Here is a 19,114-nt window from a genome sequence, read left to right on the forward strand (position 1 = left end):
TTATCTTATTCTAAATAGACTGTCAAAATTCATTGAATGGGCATGACATATAGCTACCGCCAAAGCATCGGCTACATCATCAGGTTTAGGTATTTCAGAAAGATTTAAAAGTATTTTTACCATTTCTTGTACTTGTCTTTTTTTAGCCCGTCCATATCCAACTACTCCTTGTTTTACCTGTAAAGGAGTATATTCAAAAATATCTATCTCTTTATTTATTGCTGTCAATAATTCTACACCTCTGGCCTGTCCCACATCTATAGCTGTTTTTACATTTTTATTAAAAAATAACTCCTCTATAGCAAAGACATCGGGATTATATTTAACTAAAATTTCAGTAAGCTCATCATATATAATTTTAAGTCTTTCTGGAAAAGAATATTTAGGCTCTGTAGTTATTGCACCATAATCTATCACTTTAAAATTATTTCCTTTATATCTTATAATACCATATCCTACAATTGCAATTCCTGGATCAATTCCTATTATTATCACTGAATCATCTCCCTATAAAAATTACATACTATACAAACATATATTCGATATTTTTCTCCAAATTCCTTTATTATTTTCAAATATAAAAAATAAGACATTATGTCTTATTTTTTATATTTAACTTATAAAATTTTCTAAAGTATTTATAAGTTCTTCCTGACTATCAACAATTATGCCCTTCCTTAATTTTTCTTGATCTACCTCTCTCAATAAGCTTACAGGATGGCTTATTATTTCTTTTAAATCCATCTCTCCCTGTTCATTTATCTTATATACAGCTATCCTACCATCTTTTTCTTTTAATACATAATGATTTGGACAAATCTGTTCCTTGTTTACTTTAATAATAACCTTATTATTATTAAAATACACTACTTTCCAGTCTAGCTCTCTAGATAATATATATTCATCTAAGTCTTTTTCACTCATATTTATCATATTTTCATCAGGTTTTTTAGATTCTCTTATAGTGTGATCACATTGTGTATAGTATATTATATATTCAATATCTGTATTTGGTCTTATTTTTTCTTCTTCTCTAGCTATCTCAACATTGTTCTGTTCTTCCATAGAAATATCTTGAGGTTCATCAACCTTCTCTTGAGGCTTTTTATTCACTATTTTATCTCCTGCAAATACTCCTAAATAAAAACCACTAACTATAGAAGCAGTTAGAATCAGGGCAAAAATCCACCCTTTTAAAAATTTCATAAAATATCCCTCCTAAGTCTCTCTAGAGGGATATTTTTTCCAACTTCTATGTATTTTATTCATTTATACTAAATTTAAACATATCTTTTTAATACTTTATCATTCAATGCATACCAACAGGCATCTTTATAAATATTTTTAAGATTTCTAGTCAATACCTGTACTATAGCTGAATACACTTTATTTATATGAGTCTCATCAAGTTTGTAACACTCTTCTTTAATATTAAAATTCTGGTTATAAATATTGAAATCCAACTTCAATTGCTTGTCAACATATTTATCTAAATTTATAATTTTTTTCTTTATAACTTTTTCACAAAAATCATTAACCATTTTGTGTATATCTTTGTCCCTATTTTCTTTCATATCTATTTCTTTTCTTATACTATTCCGTATACCCTTTGCCTTTTTATCTTTAATATTGAAATGAAACAAATAATTTTGTTCATATATTTTTTCGATATTAAATACTTCTAAAGCTCTTTTTTCGATAATATTTACCCAATTATTATTGAAAAATCCATATTTATAACCTTCTAAATAAAAACATAACTCTATTCTATTGATATCATCATGTATTATCCTAGTTATACTTTGGGCTATTATATCTTTATTTTCATTATTATTTAATACAGTTTTAATTCTATGTCTGATATTTTTAGAACAAATATATTTAGGATATATATTGCTTATGTTCTCTTCCAAATCATATAGAGATAACAATATATGTATAGAATTAATATCATTATCGAATAAAAACTGATTTTTTAATCCATCATACAATTCCCACAATTTTATCGCAGATGTGGACATAAAAATCCCTCCCTTAGCAATTATTACCAACTTCAAAGAGGGCTATAACAAAACCTATCAAAAAAATATACATTTAGTAGAAAATCTTTTTCATTTTTATGCATGTCCGACTACTTAAAATGTATATAATCTAAATCTTTACCTAAATACCTTAATTGACTCTTTGATGCTGTAAAAGATTTTCTGTTATAAACCCTGAGACCAAATTAAACTAACATTCTATGGGATACTTCATATTCTATTATTTTTCGATATATTTTTCAAATTAAAGATGACTTAGAATATTATATAATTTAATTGACCATCTGACAATAGCTACTGGGAATCTTTTTTGTAACTATGTTAAAATAAATTAAAATATTATTATAAAAGGAGGTACCAATGAATCTCTTATTAATTCTTTTTACTGGTCTAATATCAGGGTTTTTAAATACTGTAGCTGGAGGTGGATCATTATTCACAATTCCCATATTAATATTTCTAGGACTTCCTTCAGCTATAGCAAATGGAACTAATAGAATTGCTTTAATGGTTCAAAATATTGTAGCCATATGTAATTTTAAAAGCAAAGGTTTTTTTGATTATAGATTAGGACTTACATTGGCTATTCCTGCCACTATAGGTGCAATAATAGGAGCTAAAATTGCAATATCACTGTCTGATGAACTTTTTAATAAAATATTAGCCACTATTATGATAGGAATTTTGATACTGATTATATGGCAGCCTCAAAAAAAGTCTTCAGAAATTCACTCATTAAAAGGTGCTAAAAAATTTGTTGCTATAATTGTATTTTTATTTATAGGTATCTATGGAGGATTAATCCAAGCTGGAGTAGGATTTATTATCATTGCATCTTTGACTCTTATCACTGGATTCTCTTTAACAAAAATAAATAGTATTAAAGTTTTAGTTGTAGCTTTATATATGCTATCTTCACTGATTGTATTTATAGTAAATAATAAAATAGATTGGACATTTGGTATTATTTTAGCAATAGGCAATAGTATCGGTGCTTATTTAGGAAGCAACTTTGCTGTAAACAAAGGAGATAAATGGATTAGAATTGTTGTCATTGTATCAGTAATACTAATGTCTCTAAAACTCTTTGGTGTTATAGATATTTAGGTATTTATAATACTAAATCCCCTCAAATTGTAGACAAAGCTATAAGATAAGTTAGTAGGTAACAGTTAGTAGTAAGTAGTTTAATGATGAAATCTGTAGGATTTCTGCCATCAACTACTACCTACTAGCTAATACCTACTAACTTCTTTTTTGCTTTTTTTACACTCTTCACTTTACCACTAAGCGATTCACTCCAAATCATAATAAAGATTTGGGTTCTCTGCTTATACCATCAACTACTAACTCATTTAATTAGTCAAAATTGATTTATAAAAAAATACCCTTTCTAAAATATCTATTTGAGTCTTTTCAAGTATTTCATCTACATAGTCATATTCATCTTTTTTTATGGTCCTTATATAGTAATACTCAATAAATTTATATCCTGCCCCCAAGGTATTGTCTATAAATTTATTACCCTTTTTATTTATAAAATGAACAAAATATTTTTTATTTTCATCAGCAATAATACATAATATAACATTATCTGCCTCACCTTTTTTTACTTTTTCCACAGAGTTCTTCTGACATTTACTATTTTCACGCAAATCTCCTTTTATAAATTTATTTTTATCTAACTTGATTAGATGTCTATTACAATATTTTTGTATATTTTTATTAAAAAAACCTTTAATGAAATCTATCTCCCTCCCTTCATATTGTAGATATAGGTATAAAATGAGTTAGTAGTTAATGGTTAATAGGTAGTAGTTTAATGATAAAATCCATAAAATTTCTTCCGACAACTACTAGCTAATACCTACTAACTCATTTTTGTTTATCAATTATGATGATATTTTTTATGATATCTTTTGTATTATCTATTTCATTTTACAAAGAGTATCTACTAAAGAATATATAATTGATGCCGCTAAATTTGATGTCATATTATCTATATCCAATTTAGGTGAAATCTCTGCTATATCAAAACTTATTACTTTTTTAGATTTTAATATATATTTAAGATATTTTAACAGTATTTGTGGAGTTATTCCTAAGGGTTGTGGAGCACTTACTCCAGGTGCATATGCAGCAGCCAATACATCTGAACATATTGTTATATATATATATTCTTGTTGGGATATAAAATTTCTAAGTTTATTTAATAAATCAATCTCTTCTTTTTTTTCCATGTGCTCTGCCAATATATATTTAGTATTTAGCTCATTTGCTGTCTTAAACAAGCTCAATGTATTGCTATGTTTCTGTATACCTATACAAAAATAAGAAAAATCTATATTTTCTTGTATGCATATATCTGATATCTGTCGAAACATAGTACCTGAACTAGATTCTTTATCATATGGTCTTAAATCAAAATGGGCATCAAAATTTATTATGCCTATATTTGGTTTTTTTGTATGTTTTTTTAAATAATTTAACACACCATTATAATGCCCAAAGGCAATCTCATGTCCCCCACCTAAAAGAATTGGGAAAAGATTTGAATCTAATATCTTTTCTACTGAAATAGCAAGTAAATCCTGGCTCTCCTGTAATGTACAATTTCTATTGATTATATCTCCAGCATCAAAAAGTTTTACATCTTTACTAAAACAACAGGGTAAATTAGCCATTTTTTTTCTTATAGCCTTTGGTCCATCAAAAGCACCTACCCTGCCATTATTTATTTTTATACCCTCATCAGAACAAAACCCTATAAATCCAATCCCCAATTTATCTTCATATGGTGTTAATTTTTCATCTGTTAAATCTATTCTTTCAATCCATTGATGCCATCTATATGCATAAAAATCATCTAAACTATCAATTCTTCCATTCCAAAAACTTTCATCTGTAGTTTTATAGTTTTTTGTAAACATTTAAATCCTCCCGATTTTATATATATTAAAAATTGTTTAATGACAAACCAATAATCATTGTAACTTTCTTCTGGAATTTTATCAATGTTTAAAATAAAAAATACACCTCTCCATGCTATATATTAGTTATACATAACATAAAAAGATGTATTCAATATTAATTGTTCATATACTGATAATATTTTATATCTCCAAATCCTCTGGCATTTCCCAATTATGATACACATCTTGAACGTCGTCATTATCTTCTAATGCATCAATTAGTTTAGTCATATTTTTAATGTCTTCTTTGCTATCTAGCTTTGTTTGATTTTGAGGAATAAACGATACCTCTGCTGTAGAAAATTCATATCCAATACCCTTTAATGCATCTTTAACTGCACTAAAATCTTCTGGTGTAGTTGTTATTTCAAAATATTCATCATCTGCTTCAAAGTCTTCTGCTCCCGCTTCTAATGCCTGCATCATCATTTCATCTTCATCCATATTCTCTTTTCTATCTATGATTAGTATACCCTTTCTATCGAACATAAAAGATACACATCCAGTTGCCCCTAGATTTCCACCATGTTTAGAAAAATAATGTCTTACATCTGCTGCTGTTCTATTCTTATTGTCAGTTAAACATTTCACCATTACTGCTACACCGTTAGGACCATATCCTTCATAACTTATCTCTTCAAAACTTGCACCATCTAAATCCCCTGAACCCTTTTTTATAGCCCTATCAATGTTATCATTGGGCATATTCTCTGCTTTAGCCTTATCTACAGCAGCAGCTAATGCTGCATTGTATTCGGGATCATCTCCACCTTCTTTAACAGCAACAGTAATAGCCCTAGCCAATTTAGTAAATATCTTGGCCCTCTTTGCATCCTGTCTTCCTTTTCTATGTTTTATATTAGCCCATTTTGAATGTCCAGCCATTTTGTAAATACCTCCTTCTATTACCTAATAAAAACTCACTCGATATTATATTTTATCATAAAAATTCATCTAAAAAAATACTTTGTTTATTTGTATAATATCAAAAATAAAAAGAAAGAAAATACAATCACAATGCCTCTAACTACTAAGACATTACAATATTAACTATTTTCTCTCTTTCTTCGTCTCTTTTTAAAATTTATGCATACTATTCAAATATCCCAGTACTCAAATATCGTTCTCCACTATCAGGCGCTATCACAACTACCTTTTTTCCTTTTCCTGCTTTTTTTGCTAATTGCAATGCCACATATATAGCAGCACCTGAAGAAATACCCACCAATATTCCTTCTTCTTGAGCTAATTTTTTCATTGTATCTACTGCATCTTCATATTCTACCTTTTCTATCATATCAACAACCTGTAGATCCATTGTTTTAGGAATAAATCCAGCACCAATCCCTTGAATCTTGTGGGGACCAGGTTCTTCTCCTGATAATACTGGAGAATCCTTAGGTTCTACTGCCACAGTTTTAACAGAGGGTAATTTTTCTTTAAGCACCCTAGAAACACCAGTTACAGTTCCTCCTGTGCCTACTCCTGCAATGAAATAATCTAATTTTCCTTCCATTTGTTCTATTATTTCATTGGCCGTGGTATTTACATGTGCATCGGGGTTATAAGGGTTTTCAAATTGTTGTAACATGTAGTAATTGCTATTTTCCTCAGTAAGCTCCTTTGCCTTATCTATAGCCCCTTTCATTCCTTTACTTCCTGGAGTAAGAATTAATTGAGCCCCATAAGCTTTAAGAAGATTTCTTCTTTCAATGCTCATAGTATCTGGCATAACAATTACAACTTTATATCCCTTGGAAGTACCAACCATAGCTATTCCTATACCTGTATTGCCACTGGTAGGCTCTACTATTACTGAACCTTTCTTCAGCTTTCCTTCTTTTTCTGCACCTTCAATCATATTTAATGCTATCCTATCTTTAATACTACTACCTGGATTAAAAGATTCTAATTTAACATAAACATCTCCACTATCCTGGGTTAATATTTTATTTAATCTAATCATAGGGGTGTATCCTATAAGTTCATATATATTATTTACAATTTTCACCTTATCATCTCCTTTTAACCATAATCCCAAGTAATTCAATCGGTTTTATCGGTATTATATAAAATATGTATTGTAAAGTCAATAGTATAAGTTTATGTATATAGCAAAAAATAATACCAATACTATATCTTAGTAAATATAATTGGAGTGAATTGTATGTCTACAAAAAAGAAGAAATATCCCATATTCTTAGGAATTTTAGTGGGTATTATAAATGGTGTATTTGGATCTGGAGGCGGTATTATCCTAGTATTATCATTAATATATATATTACATCTCGAAGAGCATAAATCCCACTCAACAGCTATATTTATAATACTGCCTTTAAGTGTTCTAAGTACAGTATTATACTTTAAAAATAATGTGATTCATCTTGATAATGACCTTTTAATAATATGTAGTGGTAGTGTAATTGGAGGTCTTATTGGGGCTAAATTACTAAACTATATACCAACTAATGCATTGAAAAAAATCTTTGGCATTATTATGATTATAGCCTCTGTGAGGATGGTGATAAAATAGTGATTATTTTTTTTATAGGATTATTTAGTGGTATTATGGGAGGCATGGGTATAGGTGGTGGCACTTTATTAATACCTGCTTTAACTTTTTTTACTGACTTATCCCAAAAACAAAGCCAAGGTATCAATCTAACAATCTTTATACCTACTGCTACTATATCTTTATTATTTCATTTTAAAAATAATAATATAGAAACTAAAATAGCTATCCCAATTATTATTTCTGGACTATTAGGGGCATTTATTGGCTCCACTTTAGCTATTAATCTTTCAAACCAAAACATAAAAACAGCATTTGCATTGTTTTTATTTATTATGGGTATATTCCATATTTTCTATAAAAAATAAGAGCTTATCAAAATAAGCTCAGATTATTGACAACCATATATTTGTGACAAAAATATAAAGTAATAGTTTAGTAGGTCTATTTCAATTCCGCTAAAACACATTCTAAATATACAAATTTAGTATCTATTTTTTCTGCTTTATCTAAAACCTTCTCATCTGCTGTTCCTGGCTGAAACCAGAGATTTTCAATCCCTAATTCCTTGGCTTCATCTATAACCTTAATAGACAAAGCTGGTGGTACTACGAAGTCAACTACTTCTGGTATTTTAGGAAGTTCTTTCAAAGAAGAATAGCATTTATCTCCATCTATTTCTTCATATCTAGGATTAATAGCATATACTTCATATCCATTATCTTTAAGTATTTTCCAAATTTTATAACCAAACTTTCTAGTTGTTGGTGTCGCCCCCACTACTGCCCATACCTTTTTATCCAACATCTCCTGCTTTAATTTTTCCATATTTTCCATTCTAAACTCCTCCCTTATTTTATAATTTGCCCATTATCTATTGAAAAAAACTCTTTCCCTAACATATCAAATTTAACCTTAGCACTGGTCATATCTATAATTTTATTTTTCAGCTCATCAGTTCCTGACGTTTCACATAGTACTATCAAATTCACTGCATCATCATATATTACATCTTCAATTATATATCCCATAGCTAAAAGATCGTTTTCTACTTTCCCATATAGAGTATAATCTACACGTATCTTTATTCTATTATATAATACCTTATGTACTATATTAGCTGCATCTAATGCTATTTTAGCCCCTTTGGTATATGCCCTAACTAATCCACCTGCTCCTAATTTTTTACCTCCAAAATACCTAGTTACAACAATTACTACATTTCTTAGATCTTCTTTTTTTATAACCTCTAATACTGGTATCCCTGCTGTACCACTAGGTTCACCATCATCACTATATCTCTGTATATTACTGTTTTCTCCAAAAACATATGCTAGTACATTGTGGGTTGCATCCCTATGTTTTGACTTTATCTCTTCTATAAAATCTATTGCATCTTGCTGACTATCTATGGGTTTAGCATAACCTATAAATCTAGACTTATTTATTATAATCTCATCGACACCTATACTATGAATAGTCTTGTATCTATCCTTCATACTTAACTCTCCTTTAATGCTAAAAATAATTTCATAATCTATTTTATATTATATTACAAAAAAAACAAAGGGCAGATTTTCTGCCCTATACAACTAACTCTTCTTTTTTCAAATCTAAATACTTTTTATAGGCGAGACTAACTAAGGATTTATCTTGACTGTAGGTTATCATATCAACAGCCTTATCGATATGATAAAAACCTCCTTCTTTAAATCCTTCACTTTTCTTGACGCTGTATTGGTCTGTATCAGACTCCATGATATACCATATTATCTGATTACATACTGGTCTTTGTCTAGATAAAGAATAAAATTCGTAACTTGTTTCCCCGACAGATGACACAATATCAGCATCAACACCAGTCTCTTCTTTTACACGACTTACTGCCGTTTCAGAAGCTAGGAAACAGTCACGAATTTTTCCTTTAGGTAAAACCCATTCGTCTTTTTCATTTTTCAGTATAAATACTTCATCTTTATAAAAAACCACTCCACCAGCACAACTTCTAAAAAGCATATTTAAACGCCTCCTCCCTATTCTTATCTTTATAATATAATAAACTCCCAATTATTTCAAGAGTTTTCAGAACCTTTGAACTTTTTTTAGATATATTTTTGTATTTCCATAATAGTTTCCTTTGCTGCTCTTTTTACATATTCCTTTTCATTTCTACTCATAAGAACATTTTTTAACTTTTTTATAGATTCTATATCCCCTATACCAGTTAACGCTTTTATTGCATATTGTCGCACTTGAGGGTTTGAATCCTCAAGTACCTTCTCTATCCATGGCTTAGCAGTCTTATCCATTATTTTCCCTAGAGCTGAACATGCCAATCTTCTATAATTGACATTTTTACTCCTCAACTCCATTCTCAGAAATGGTAAAAATTTAGAATCCTTAATTTCACCCATCATCCATATTAATATCATTCTATCATCGGGATTTTTAAACTTGGTATATCTATTACAAATTTCAGATATTAAAAATTTCCTTTTTTGTTCTTTTAAACCCGTTATTATATCTAACCTAGTGTTTTTATCTTTTGACATAATCTCTATTAATACATCTTTGCTATTTCTTTTTTTACTTAACTCTATCTTTGCCTTTATTATATGCTTTTCCACCTGTTTTTTATCCATATTTCTTATAATAGATAATACAGATATACTCTTACCTTCCCTATAAAGCATATATGTTATTTGATAATCTTCAAAATTGCATATATTTTCCCATCTGACATTTTTATCAGTCAAGACTTATCACCCTTTAGTCTAAAATATACTTTTTAAGTCTATTATATTCAATATGATTTAATACAGCTTTGATTTTGATCCCTTCTTCTATATATTCATACTCTTCGACTTTGCTTTCACTAAACACTTTTGAAGAAATGTCTCCTTCGCTATATGGTATTAAAAGCTTTACATCATAAAATTTTTGTGGTAAATTTTCTTCAATCTCTTTCATTAATTTATCTACACCAATACCCTCTTTTGCCGAAATGTATACTTTAGGACCTTCTATATTGTAATTCACATCTTTATAATCTATCTTATCTGTTTTATTAAACACCGTTATGATAGGTTTATCTATTGCCTGTAAATCCTTAATAATTTTCATAGTCGTATTCATCTGTATATCCAGATCTTCATTGGTTATGTCCACTACATGCAATAATAAATCCGCATATTTTACCTCTTCTAAAGTACCTTTAAATGCCTCAATAAGATGTGTAGGTAGCTTACTTACAAATCCTACTGTATCCGTTACAAGGAACCTCTGTCCATTTGGCAACAAGCTTTTTCTAAGTTTTGTCTCTAAACTAGCAAAAAGCATATCCTTTACATATACATCCTTTTTATCCGTATAATCATCAGATCTTTTTATAATATTATTAAACAAAGTAGATTTACCTGCATTGGTATATCCAACTAAAGCAACAACAGGTAAATTAGATTCACTTCGTTTATTTCTCTTTATATCTCTGTTCTTTTCTATATCTTTAAGCTGTTTTTTTATATCTGTTATCCTAGATAATATATGTCTTCTATCTATTTCCAACTTCATTTCCCCAGGCCCTCTAGTACCTATACCTCCTCCAGTCCTTGATAATTGGGTACCTAGACCTATGAGTCTTGGGAGTCTATATTTAAGTTGTGCCAATTCAACCTGTAATTTACCTTCCTTAGTTAATGCTCTACTGGCAAAAATATCTAATATTAAATTAGTCCTATCAACTATTTTTCTATTCACTACCTTTTCTACATTTCTCATTTGTGCTCCTGATAATTCATCATTAAAAATAACAGTATCAATATCTAGCTCTTCACAATAAATCGATATTTCTTCCACTTTACCCTTTCCGATATAAAAAGATGAATCTACCCTATCTCTTTTCTGAATAATACTGGATACCACCTCTCCTCCAGCAGCTTCAGCTAATTCCTTTAATTCCTTAACAGAGCTATCTATTGTGATGCCATCATTACTGTTTGTATCCAATCCAACTAAAAGTACTTTTTCCATACTACACCTCTCTAAATTATTTTATAATAAATTTTAATAGTTTCTTTAATTAACTTTGTTTTAAATAATATTTTATATTAAAACAATTATATTTTCTATAGTTACTATTGTTCACTTGGGATAACGTTCATATATTCATCTTTAGGAACTCTAATATAGTTATTAGGTACATCTCCCACTATAATAGTCTCTGCTATGGGCACTCTAGTACTTACTTGGGCAGTATCTGCTCCTAATGGTACTATTATCTTGACATCAGCCCTTATTGTCAAAAAAACTCTATGAATAGTCTGGTTTATACCTGATTCCTCAAATTCAGTTTCAAAGTCTACACTTACAGTGCCCTTAGGCACTATATTAATATTAAATTTAGGTCCTACTTGAGACAATATCTGACTGTTTAGTGCATTTCCCAATGGTATCCTTATGCTTTTAGCAGATATTTCTCCCATCTTCCGTTGCACCTCTAAAGCTACATCAGAGGCTATACTATTCATAAGGGCTGTATTTGCTTGCATAGTTGTTACTCTTCCATCTTTATCATAAGATATGTATATTAAATCTTTATACTTTATATCATTCTTTATTTTAACCTTTACTGCATCATTTATTGCTTGAGTTGCTATCATCCTTCCCTTCACTTCACTTATTGCCAATACTGTTGGCTTTATATTTTTTTCTACAAATACAAAACCATAAATGATAAAGACTGTTATTAATACTATAGCAAAAAAAATCTTTTTCTTTCTCTTTTTATACTTATTCACATAAACACACCCCTCTACAGTATATGCTTATGATTAATAAAAGTATAAAGTCATTATAATTTATCTTTAGCTAAAATATTTCTTTTCATATTTAAACCAACTATATAATCTAAAATATATCTGTACCGAGGCCACTAGTAAAAATATTATTCCCATTACATAATTCAAAAATAAGAAAATTATACTAATTAAAATATATAATATAATTAATACAGTGTTTTTAAATGTATTTATTGGACCTCCTAGCAGATCTCCCCTTAACTTTTTTATGTTTTTTACATAACACCTATCATGATAAGTAATAGGCTTTGGATTTAGTAATTCTGATACTACTACCAAATCATTTAGATATTTTATTTCTCCACCACAATGATGACAAACAGGTTTAAAATCTTTCATTTTTTCATCCCCTCTAAATTATGAATACCCATATTTTGTTAAATCAATTATACCATATGTTTTTTCAAATACTAAATGAAAATATGAGAAAATTCTTTAAACTATGCTATAATATTTTTATAGTTTATTTAATACTTTAAAAATAAGGTGATATTATGTCTAGCTTTAAAAAATTAATCTATTTAATCTCTGGAAAACCTTTTTTGCCAAAGGATATAATCAATGGAAATGGAAAGCTTCTACTCCATATTTCAGATACCCCTGAGTCTTTTTATTCTACTTTAAAATCTATAATTAATCAATTAAAACCTAATTATATTGTTCACACTGGAGATTTGGTTGATAATATAAAATTAGAAATTCGTCCTTATAAAATTAATTACTATAAAAAAAGGGTATCAGATATAATAGATATCATGGAAAATTCATCAGCTGACAAAGTATTTATTGCATTGGGAAACCATGATGACAAATCAGCAGTAATGAACTATGTAAACCGTTCAAAAATTATTGATCTAAGTGATAACACATATATACAGAACATAAATGTTATGATGAGTCATTATCCCAATGAAATACTTAAATCTCCAGGAGACTTAAATCTATTTGGCCACAATATATCTCTATATACCAATACAAAAAATAAGAAAATATATCTAAATGGAATAATGAATATAAATATAATAAATCTAGATACCCTAGATCTATTTACATTACCCTATCCCTTTGGCACAGATGAAAAAAGGTTATGTAAAAAGAAAATAGGTCTTTAAGTATTTAAATATGTAGGAGGTGTATACTATGTTATCTTTATTCAGAAGAGCTCCAAAAATACTGTTATTTGAAAGTAATAATATGTTTTTATTTGAAAAAGTACTACTAGAAGATCTAAATGGCATTAAATGTACTTTTAATGAAGCCTTTGATATTTCTGATGACAAATCTACCATAGTATTGTTGGTAAAAAAACTGACAGAGGTAGTCAAAGACCCTGATGTAGACAGTGTTATATTAGTTAAAATGCAATCGGATATATTATTGAGCAAGATAATAAATCATAAAAAATCCAATTTAATTAGTAAAATGCGTATAGCTCCAATAATGCTGATAATGAGGTCCTTTGGTAATATAGACAAAGTTATAAATGAAATAAGAAAAAAACACCAACAAGCCGTTATTGGAAATTCCTATGATTTATGGCAAAAATATAATTTTGGTACAATAGTATCTTTTACACAAAAGCCTCTTCACAGAGTACTTTCTTTGTCACAGCTGCATAAAAACTCTCTATATATAAAAGAAGACTATGTTAAAGTTATCTATGAATTTAGTATAAATAGTCTTAAATATTTAAATGCTGGTATTGACAATAAAGATTGGTATGAAATTGAAATTAAGATATATGATAAATTTAGCAGATATGACATTCATTATAAAAGACTTGTTGATATTATTCAAAACTTAGAATTAGGATTAATATTAGGTGAATCCTGGGGAAAAGATAACGCCTTATTTTTACTTCATGTCGATATATATAGGATAAGACTTTTCACTTTATATAATCCAGAATACATAAAAAAAATATTAGTAGGTTTAGAACATCTTGATAATGGTAATAGAATAGTAGATTATGATTTATTTTATAAGCGAAAAAAAATCCATTGGACAGATATATTGGAAAATAGAAAAACAGATCGTGGAGAATTTGGCAAGAAAATACGAAAAGAGATAATAGAACAATTAAGTAAAAAAGAAGCCCATTTGTTATTTGATCAAGAAGCAAAAATTATTGAATCTCAAAATAAATAGAATTATACTGTTGTTTATAAATCTATTTATATTATATTTTAAATAGTTTGATGCCAATAGTTCTTTCTACAGCTTAGTTAATAGTTCGTAGTCCGTAGTTAATGGTATAAATCCTATGGATTTGTTCCTTATACTACTAACTATTAGCTATGAACTACTCCTATCTATTTCATCATATTGTTTATTTTATTTAATTTTTCATATGCATTTTGTAAAAAATCAATTGGAGATATGCCTTTATTTCTACAGGTTACCTCTAAAGTTAAGTTCCCTTTATAATTAATCTCCTTCAACTTTTTAGATATATTATCCCAGTTTATCTCTCCATATCCTGGTAATAAATGCATGTCCTTATATCCATCATTATCTGACAAATGAGTACAAAACAGTCTATTGCCCAACCTATCCAATATATCTATTGGTTTTTTACTATATATATTGTCATGGGAACTATCATAACAAATGCCCAAATTAGATAACGGAATTTCTTCTAAAAGTCTATAAAGTGTACTTACCCCTTTAGTATTTTCTAATGCTATCTTTATTCCAGCCTCATTGGCCATTTGAGATATTCTTTTTATGCTATCCAGTCCGTATTTATTAAATTCTGGTACATATTCTTCCTCATTTATATGCATTACCATCATAGGTATATTATATTTTGCACAGTCTTCAACCCATGAAAAATATTTTTTCAAAATATTTTCTCTCTTATAAGCCACTTCACTCCATAGTAAATTGCTTTTACTATATGGTACATGAATATTTTCTAAATTTAGTCCCATATCTCTAACCATATATGGCATATATTCTTTTTTTATAGTTTTAGGAAATGTCTCATCTTCCCACCAGATTATAGTAGAATCAAATCCTGCTCTTTTTATGATATCAAGTCTTTCTGGTAATGGCTGTACATATCCAAACCAAGAAAATATGCCAAAATTATAACTTTTTTTCTTCAAAATTACACCTCCAATATCCATAAGTCCTCTTAATTATATCAAATCACTTAAAATAAAGGTATTATAACTGCTAAATTTAGATATAATTACTTAATAAAGATAGCCCTTATTTTGTAATTATTATTTAATTTAACAACAATACTGCAATATGATATAATTATTTTGATATTTTTATAAAATTTTCTGCCTTCACCTTAAAAAGGAGGTATACAATTGGCTGAAGAGAATAAACGAACAAACAGAAAAAAGGTAAAAAAGAAAAGAAAAAAGATTAGTTTTCTTAGACTCTTTATTGTTTTATTTTTATTAACTGCTTTTGTAGGAGGAGGAATAGTTGGAGGATATATATTTGCCACTATAAAAAATGCTCCTGAGATTGACCCTACACAAGCTATAAATTTACTTAATCTTAGTTCTGAAATTCTAGATAAAGATGGGAAGCTTATAGAAAAAATACAGACTCAAGAATTTAGAACTATAGTAGATTTGGATGAAATATCTGATTATGTTAAGGATGCTTTTATAGCTATAGAAGATGAAAGATTCATAGATCATTTTGGTATAGATCCAAAGGGAATTGTCAGAGCATTTATGGTAAATTTAAAGGCCGGTGCCAATGTAGAAGGTGCCAGTACCATAACTCAACAATTGGCCAAAAATCTTTATCTTACTAACGATAAGACCTATTCAAGAAAAATTAAAGAGGCTTATATAGCCATCCAAATGGAAAAAGAATTATCTAAAGACCAGATATTGAAGGCATATTTAAATACTATAAATTTAGGTCAAGGAGCATACGGAGTCCAAGAAGCAGCTGAAACATATTTTTCAAAGGATGCTAAAGATTTGACTATTGCTGAAAGTGCAATGATTGCAGGTATTACCAAAAGTCCATCTAAATATCCCCCATATAAAAGATTCGATCCTGATAATGTAGATGAGGAAAAAGATGTAGTTGTAGGATATGTAGATGTATTGGGTAAAAGATATGCAGCTGTATTAAATCCTGATTCAATAGCAAGACAAAGAATAATATTAAAAAAGATGTTTGACTTAGGTATAATAACTGAACAAGAGTACAATGAAGCTATTAACACTGATATGTCTGAAGTAGTAAAGCCTGGAACTAAAAGAAATAAAGAAATAAACACTTCATTTTTTAATGATTATGTTAAGACTAAAGTAATAGAAGATTTAATAACTAAAAAGGGTTGGACAGAAGATGAAGCAATACATGCAATATCTAAAGGCGGATTAAAAATATACTCTACTATGGATATTAATTTACAAAGCAGAATAGAAGATGTATATGATAATTTTATGAAAATACTAGCAGGAGATACTACAAATGTCAAAGGTGCTGCACTAGTTATAAGAAAACTCAACAATGGTAATATAATTGATAGTAGAGGAAAAATTATGTACTATCAAAAGTCTAATATATTAGATAATGAAAATAACTTAATTCTAGATAAAAATGACTATAAAATAAATAACAATGGTGACTTAGTAATTAAAAGCAATAAAGTATATTATAGAAATCTTGATATAACTGGATATTATGATATAGATAATACTAAGACCCTTATTACCTATGGTGGTAGCTATATCCCAATGTCAAAGGAAAACTATATCGTTGATAAAGATAATAGACAAGTCATTATAAAAAATAAGTTTATAGAAAAAAACGATGATTTCTATACTATAGATAATAATGGAAATTTAAAAATAAATAGAAAATACCTATATATAGATAGTCATGGTGTAGTTCAACCACAATCTGCTATAGTTATCCTAGATTATAATACAGGAGAAATCAAAGGACTAATAGGTGGAAGAAATATTAAAAATAGAATGGTTTTAAATAGAGCAACTGATTCTCCAAGACAACCAGGTTCTGCTATTAAGCCTATTGCAGTATATCTTCCTGCCCTTGATAATGGCTTTACAGCAGCAAGTGTTATAGATGACATCCCTCATTATGATAGAAGTGGTAAACTATGGCCGCGAAACTGGTATAGAAGCTATAGAGGGTTGTCTACATTACGAAATGCAGTAGAACAATCTATAAATGTAATTTCAGTAAAAGTATTGGAACAAATTGGAGTAAATACTTCAGTTAATTACTTAACCAGTTTAGGTATAATTGATGCGGAACACCCTGAAAATGATAGCTTTGTTTCTAAAAGTGAAAGTAGTAACTCCGATGAAGACTTAGCTCCACTGGCATTAGGTGGTATGAACTATGGTATCACTCCACTTCGAATGACAGCAGCATTTGGTGCCGTGGCCAACAAAGGTATCTATTCTGAACCTATAGCTTACACTAAAGTACTAGATAAAAATGGAGAAGTGCTTTTAGAAAATAAATCTGAACATCATACTGTAGTTAGTCCTCAAGTTGCCTATTTGATGACTGATATTCTAAAATCAACAGTTACCAGTGGCCTTGCAAATAGGGCTAAAATATACCCTGGCAACGGAAAAATTCCAGTTGCAGGTAAAACTGGAACTACACAAGATAAATCTGATGCATGGTTCGCTGGATATACACCTTATTACTCAGCAGCTCTATGGATAGGAAATGATAACCCTGCTATCAAACTTTCCCAAGGAAGTAGAATGGCTGCTATCCTTTGGAGTGAAGTTATGAAGGCTGCACATGAAGGATTACCTGATAAAAACTTTATAAAGCCTCAAGGACTTGTCACTCGAAAAATTTGTATAGATTCTGGTAAACTTGCAACTGAACTATGTAGTAAAGATCCTAGAGGAAACAGAGTAAGAAATGAAATATTTATAAAAGGTACTGAGCCTACAGAACAGTGTGAAACCCATGTTCAAGTGGCAATAGATACTAGCACTAAAAAACTTGTAAATGACTATTGTCCTGCTGAATTCAGAGAATTTAAGGTGTTTATAAAAAGAAATCCTCCTTATAACCCTGAAGACCACAATAATATTGTTCCTTCTGATTATCAATATGAAGCACCTACTGAAACTTGTGATGTTCATAAAAAAACAGAAGAGCCTAATAATGATGACTGGTTCAATAATTGGATAATAGACGATGACGAAGAAGAAGAAAATAAAGATGATGATAAGCAATATGACGAAAATAATATAGAAGATAATACAATTGAATATCAGCCAGATCCTGACGATATAGAAGATGGATACAATTGGTAAAAAATATAAAAGGACTAAAAGCTTAGCTTTTAGTCCTTTTATATTCTAAACAAAATATGATTATATTTAACTTTTAGTCTTTGGTGTAAATAAAAGAGCCATTATATATCCAAATACTATAGCAGCTGCAACTCCTCCAGCTGTAGCCTGTATTCCTCCAGTAAATACTCCTATAATACCGTCTTCCTTTACTGCTTTTTCAACTCCATTGGCCAATGAATATCCGAATCCTGGTAAAGGCACAGTGGCACCTGAACCACCATAATTAACTATGGGTTCATAGATACCTATGGCTGTCAATATCACACCCGATGTAACAAATATCACTAATATATGTCCAGGAGTAAGTTTCGTTCTATCCATTAGTATTTGTCCTACTACACAGATAATTCCACCTACTATAAATGCTTTTATATAATCCATATTACACACC

At 29.1% G+C, this 19,114-nt stretch carries 22 protein-coding genes; 6 read left to right on the forward strand and 16 right to left on the reverse strand.

Annotated features, from left to right (window positions below; genetic code table 11):
* From ruvC to Q326_RS0102620, 3 genes are all read right to left on the reverse strand, one after another.
* Window positions 1-495: a crossover junction endodeoxyribonuclease RuvC gene (gene ruvC, locus Q326_RS0102610; protein ID WP_026893974.1), complete on the reverse strand. Its 495-nt coding sequence runs from the start codon at window positions 493-495 to the stop codon at window positions 1-3.
* Between the two features lie 117 nt (window positions 496-612).
* Window positions 613-1,206: a BofC C-terminal domain-containing protein gene (locus Q326_RS0102615; RefSeq protein ID WP_026893975.1), complete on the reverse strand. Its 594-nt coding sequence runs from the start codon at window positions 1,204-1,206 to the stop codon at window positions 613-615.
* A gap of 74 nt (window positions 1,207-1,280) precedes the next feature.
* Entirely contained in the window at window positions 1,281-2,021 is a 741-nt protein-coding gene (locus Q326_RS0102620) for a hypothetical protein (RefSeq protein WP_026893976.1), read from the reverse strand.
* Window positions 2,022-2,402: 381 nt separating this feature from the next.
* Between Q326_RS0102620 and Q326_RS0102625 the strand changes: the two genes are divergently transcribed.
* A complete protein-coding gene (locus Q326_RS0102625; protein ID WP_026893977.1) occupies window positions 2,403-3,149 on the forward strand; it encodes a sulfite exporter TauE/SafE family protein in 747 nt (248 codons plus the stop codon).
* Between the two features lie 248 nt (window positions 3,150-3,397).
* Here Q326_RS0102625 and Q326_RS0102630 read toward each other — a convergent pair whose 3' ends face one another.
* The 4 genes from Q326_RS0102630 to cysK form a co-directional block, all read right to left on the reverse strand.
* Complete coding sequence (locus Q326_RS0102630) at window positions 3,398-3,697, reverse strand: hypothetical protein (protein WP_156936227.1); 300 nt, start codon at window positions 3,695-3,697, stop codon at window positions 3,398-3,400.
* 273 nt (window positions 3,698-3,970) lie between these two features.
* Window positions 3,971-4,972, reverse strand: coding sequence for a formimidoylglutamase (hutG, locus tag Q326_RS0102635; protein WP_026893979.1), 1,002 nt, complete (start codon window positions 4,970-4,972; stop codon window positions 3,971-3,973).
* Between the two features lie 183 nt (window positions 4,973-5,155).
* Entirely contained in the window at window positions 5,156-5,899 is a 744-nt protein-coding gene (locus Q326_RS0102640) for a YebC/PmpR family DNA-binding transcriptional regulator (RefSeq protein WP_026893980.1), read from the reverse strand.
* Between the two features lie 208 nt (window positions 5,900-6,107).
* Window positions 6,108-7,025 (reverse strand): cysteine synthase A, encoded by a 918-nt coding sequence (gene cysK / locus Q326_RS0102645; RefSeq protein WP_026893981.1) that lies wholly within the window; start codon window positions 7,023-7,025, stop codon window positions 6,108-6,110.
* A gap of 156 nt (window positions 7,026-7,181) precedes the next feature.
* On the opposite strand from cysK, the gene Q326_RS0102650 reads away from it, so the two are divergent.
* Window positions 7,182-7,547: a sulfite exporter TauE/SafE family protein gene (locus tag Q326_RS0102650; RefSeq protein ID WP_026893982.1), complete on the forward strand. Its 366-nt coding sequence runs from the start codon at window positions 7,182-7,184 to the stop codon at window positions 7,545-7,547.
* Window positions 7,547-7,894, forward strand: coding sequence for a sulfite exporter TauE/SafE family protein (locus Q326_RS0102655; RefSeq protein ID WP_026893983.1), 348 nt, complete (start codon window positions 7,547-7,549; stop codon window positions 7,892-7,894). Before Q326_RS0102650 ends, Q326_RS0102655 begins: the two co-directional genes overlap by 1 nt.
* 76 nt (window positions 7,895-7,970) lie before the next feature.
* On the opposite strand, the gene Q326_RS0102660 is transcribed toward Q326_RS0102655, so the two are convergent.
* From Q326_RS0102660 to Q326_RS0102690, 7 genes are all read right to left on the reverse strand, one after another.
* Window positions 7,971-8,363 carry a CoA-binding protein gene (locus tag Q326_RS0102660; protein ID WP_026893984.1) on the reverse strand — a complete coding sequence of 131 codons (393 nt, stop codon included), beginning with the start codon at window positions 8,361-8,363 and terminating at the stop codon, window positions 7,971-7,973.
* A gap of 14 nt (window positions 8,364-8,377) precedes the next feature.
* The gene (locus Q326_RS0102665; protein WP_026893985.1) at window positions 8,378-9,025 is read right to left on the reverse strand and encodes a YigZ family protein; all 648 of its coding nucleotides are present in this window, start codon (window positions 9,023-9,025) and stop codon (window positions 8,378-8,380) included.
* An 85-nt stretch (window positions 9,026-9,110) separates the two neighbouring features.
* A complete protein-coding gene (locus tag Q326_RS0102670) occupies window positions 9,111-9,542 on the reverse strand; it encodes an NUDIX hydrolase (RefSeq protein ID WP_026893986.1) in 432 nt (143 codons plus the stop codon).
* Window positions 9,543-9,628: 86 nt separating this feature from the next.
* Window positions 9,629-10,282: a HEAT repeat domain-containing protein gene (locus Q326_RS0102675; protein WP_026893987.1), complete on the reverse strand. Its 654-nt coding sequence runs from the start codon at window positions 10,280-10,282 to the stop codon at window positions 9,629-9,631.
* A gap of 13 nt (window positions 10,283-10,295) precedes the next feature.
* On the reverse strand, window positions 10,296-11,555 hold the full coding sequence (hflX, locus tag Q326_RS0102680) for a GTPase HflX (protein WP_026893988.1): 1,260 nt from the start codon (window positions 11,553-11,555) through the stop codon (window positions 10,296-10,298).
* Between the two features lie 104 nt (window positions 11,556-11,659).
* Window positions 11,660-12,322, reverse strand: coding sequence for a sporulation protein YunB (gene yunB / locus Q326_RS0102685; protein ID WP_026893989.1), 663 nt, complete (start codon window positions 12,320-12,322; stop codon window positions 11,660-11,662).
* 66 nt (window positions 12,323-12,388) lie between these two features.
* Window positions 12,389-12,721, reverse strand: coding sequence for a hypothetical protein (locus Q326_RS0102690; RefSeq protein ID WP_026893990.1), 333 nt, complete (start codon window positions 12,719-12,721; stop codon window positions 12,389-12,391).
* Window positions 12,722-12,876: 155 nt separating this feature from the next.
* Here Q326_RS0102690 and Q326_RS0102695 point away from each other — a divergent pair, with 155 nt between their 5' ends.
* Window positions 12,877-13,494, forward strand: coding sequence for a metallophosphoesterase (locus Q326_RS0102695; protein ID WP_026893991.1), 618 nt, complete (start codon window positions 12,877-12,879; stop codon window positions 13,492-13,494).
* Window positions 13,495-13,522: 28 nt separating this feature from the next.
* The gene (locus Q326_RS0102700) at window positions 13,523-14,530 is read left to right on the forward strand and encodes a hypothetical protein (RefSeq protein ID WP_026893992.1); all 1,008 of its coding nucleotides are present in this window, start codon (window positions 13,523-13,525) and stop codon (window positions 14,528-14,530) included.
* A 164-nt stretch (window positions 14,531-14,694) separates the two neighbouring features.
* On the opposite strand, the gene Q326_RS0102705 is transcribed toward Q326_RS0102700, so the two are convergent.
* A complete protein-coding gene (locus Q326_RS0102705; RefSeq protein ID WP_026893993.1) occupies window positions 14,695-15,492 on the reverse strand; it encodes a sugar phosphate isomerase/epimerase family protein in 798 nt (265 codons plus the stop codon).
* 213 nt (window positions 15,493-15,705) lie between these two features.
* On the opposite strand from Q326_RS0102705, the gene Q326_RS16455 reads away from it, so the two are divergent.
* On the forward strand, window positions 15,706-18,681 hold the full coding sequence (locus tag Q326_RS16455; protein WP_051531036.1) for a penicillin-binding protein 1A: 2,976 nt from the start codon (window positions 15,706-15,708) through the stop codon (window positions 18,679-18,681).
* A 66-nt stretch (window positions 18,682-18,747) separates the two neighbouring features.
* Here the strand turns inward: Q326_RS16455 and spoVAE are convergent, their stop codons facing one another.
* Complete coding sequence (gene spoVAE / locus Q326_RS0102715) at window positions 18,748-19,104, reverse strand: stage V sporulation protein AE (RefSeq protein ID WP_026893994.1); 357 nt, start codon at window positions 19,102-19,104, stop codon at window positions 18,748-18,750.
* Between the last annotated feature and the right edge of the window lie 10 nt (window positions 19,105-19,114).

Origin of the sequence: Clostridiisalibacter paucivorans DSM 22131 (assembly GCF_000620125.1) — a bacterium.
Lineage (GTDB): Bacteria > Bacillota > Clostridia > Tissierellales > Clostridiisalibacteraceae > Clostridiisalibacter > Clostridiisalibacter paucivorans.

Coding starts and splice junctions, on each gene's coding strand:
- Q326_RS0102615 (WP_026893975.1), bottom strand. CDS start 1,206: ATGAAATTTTTAAAAGGGTGGATTTTTGCCCTGATTCTAACTGCTTCT.
- Q326_RS0102620 (WP_026893976.1), bottom strand. CDS start 2,021: ATGTCCACATCTGCGATAAAATTGTGGGAATTGTATGATGGATTAAAA.
- Q326_RS0102625 (WP_026893977.1), top strand. CDS start 2,403: ATGAATCTCTTATTAATTCTTTTTACTGGTCTAATATCAGGGTTTTTA.
- hutG (WP_026893979.1), bottom strand. CDS start 4,972: ATGTTTACAAAAAACTATAAAACTACAGATGAAAGTTTTTGGAATGGA.
- Q326_RS0102640 (WP_026893980.1), bottom strand. CDS start 5,899: ATGGCTGGACATTCAAAATGGGCTAATATAAAACATAGAAAAGGAAGA.
- Q326_RS0102650 (WP_026893982.1), top strand. CDS start 7,182: ATGTCTACAAAAAAGAAGAAATATCCCATATTCTTAGGAATTTTAGTG.
- Q326_RS0102660 (WP_026893984.1), bottom strand. CDS start 8,363: ATGGAAAATATGGAAAAATTAAAGCAGGAGATGTTGGATAAAAAGGTA.
- Q326_RS0102665 (WP_026893985.1), bottom strand. CDS start 9,025: ATGAAGGATAGATACAAGACTATTCATAGTATAGGTGTCGATGAGATT.
- Q326_RS0102670 (WP_026893986.1), bottom strand. CDS start 9,542: ATGCTTTTTAGAAGTTGTGCTGGTGGAGTGGTTTTTTATAAAGATGAA.
- hflX (WP_026893988.1), bottom strand. CDS start 11,555: ATGGAAAAAGTACTTTTAGTTGGATTGGATACAAACAGTAATGATGGC.
- Q326_RS0102690 (WP_026893990.1), bottom strand. CDS start 12,721: ATGAAAGATTTTAAACCTGTTTGTCATCATTGTGGTGGAGAAATAAAA.
- Q326_RS0102695 (WP_026893991.1), top strand. CDS start 12,877: ATGTCTAGCTTTAAAAAATTAATCTATTTAATCTCTGGAAAACCTTTT.
- Q326_RS0102700 (WP_026893992.1), top strand. CDS start 13,523: ATGTTATCTTTATTCAGAAGAGCTCCAAAAATACTGTTATTTGAAAGT.
- spoVAE (WP_026893994.1), bottom strand. CDS start 19,104: ATGGATTATATAAAAGCATTTATAGTAGGTGGAATTATCTGTGTAGTA.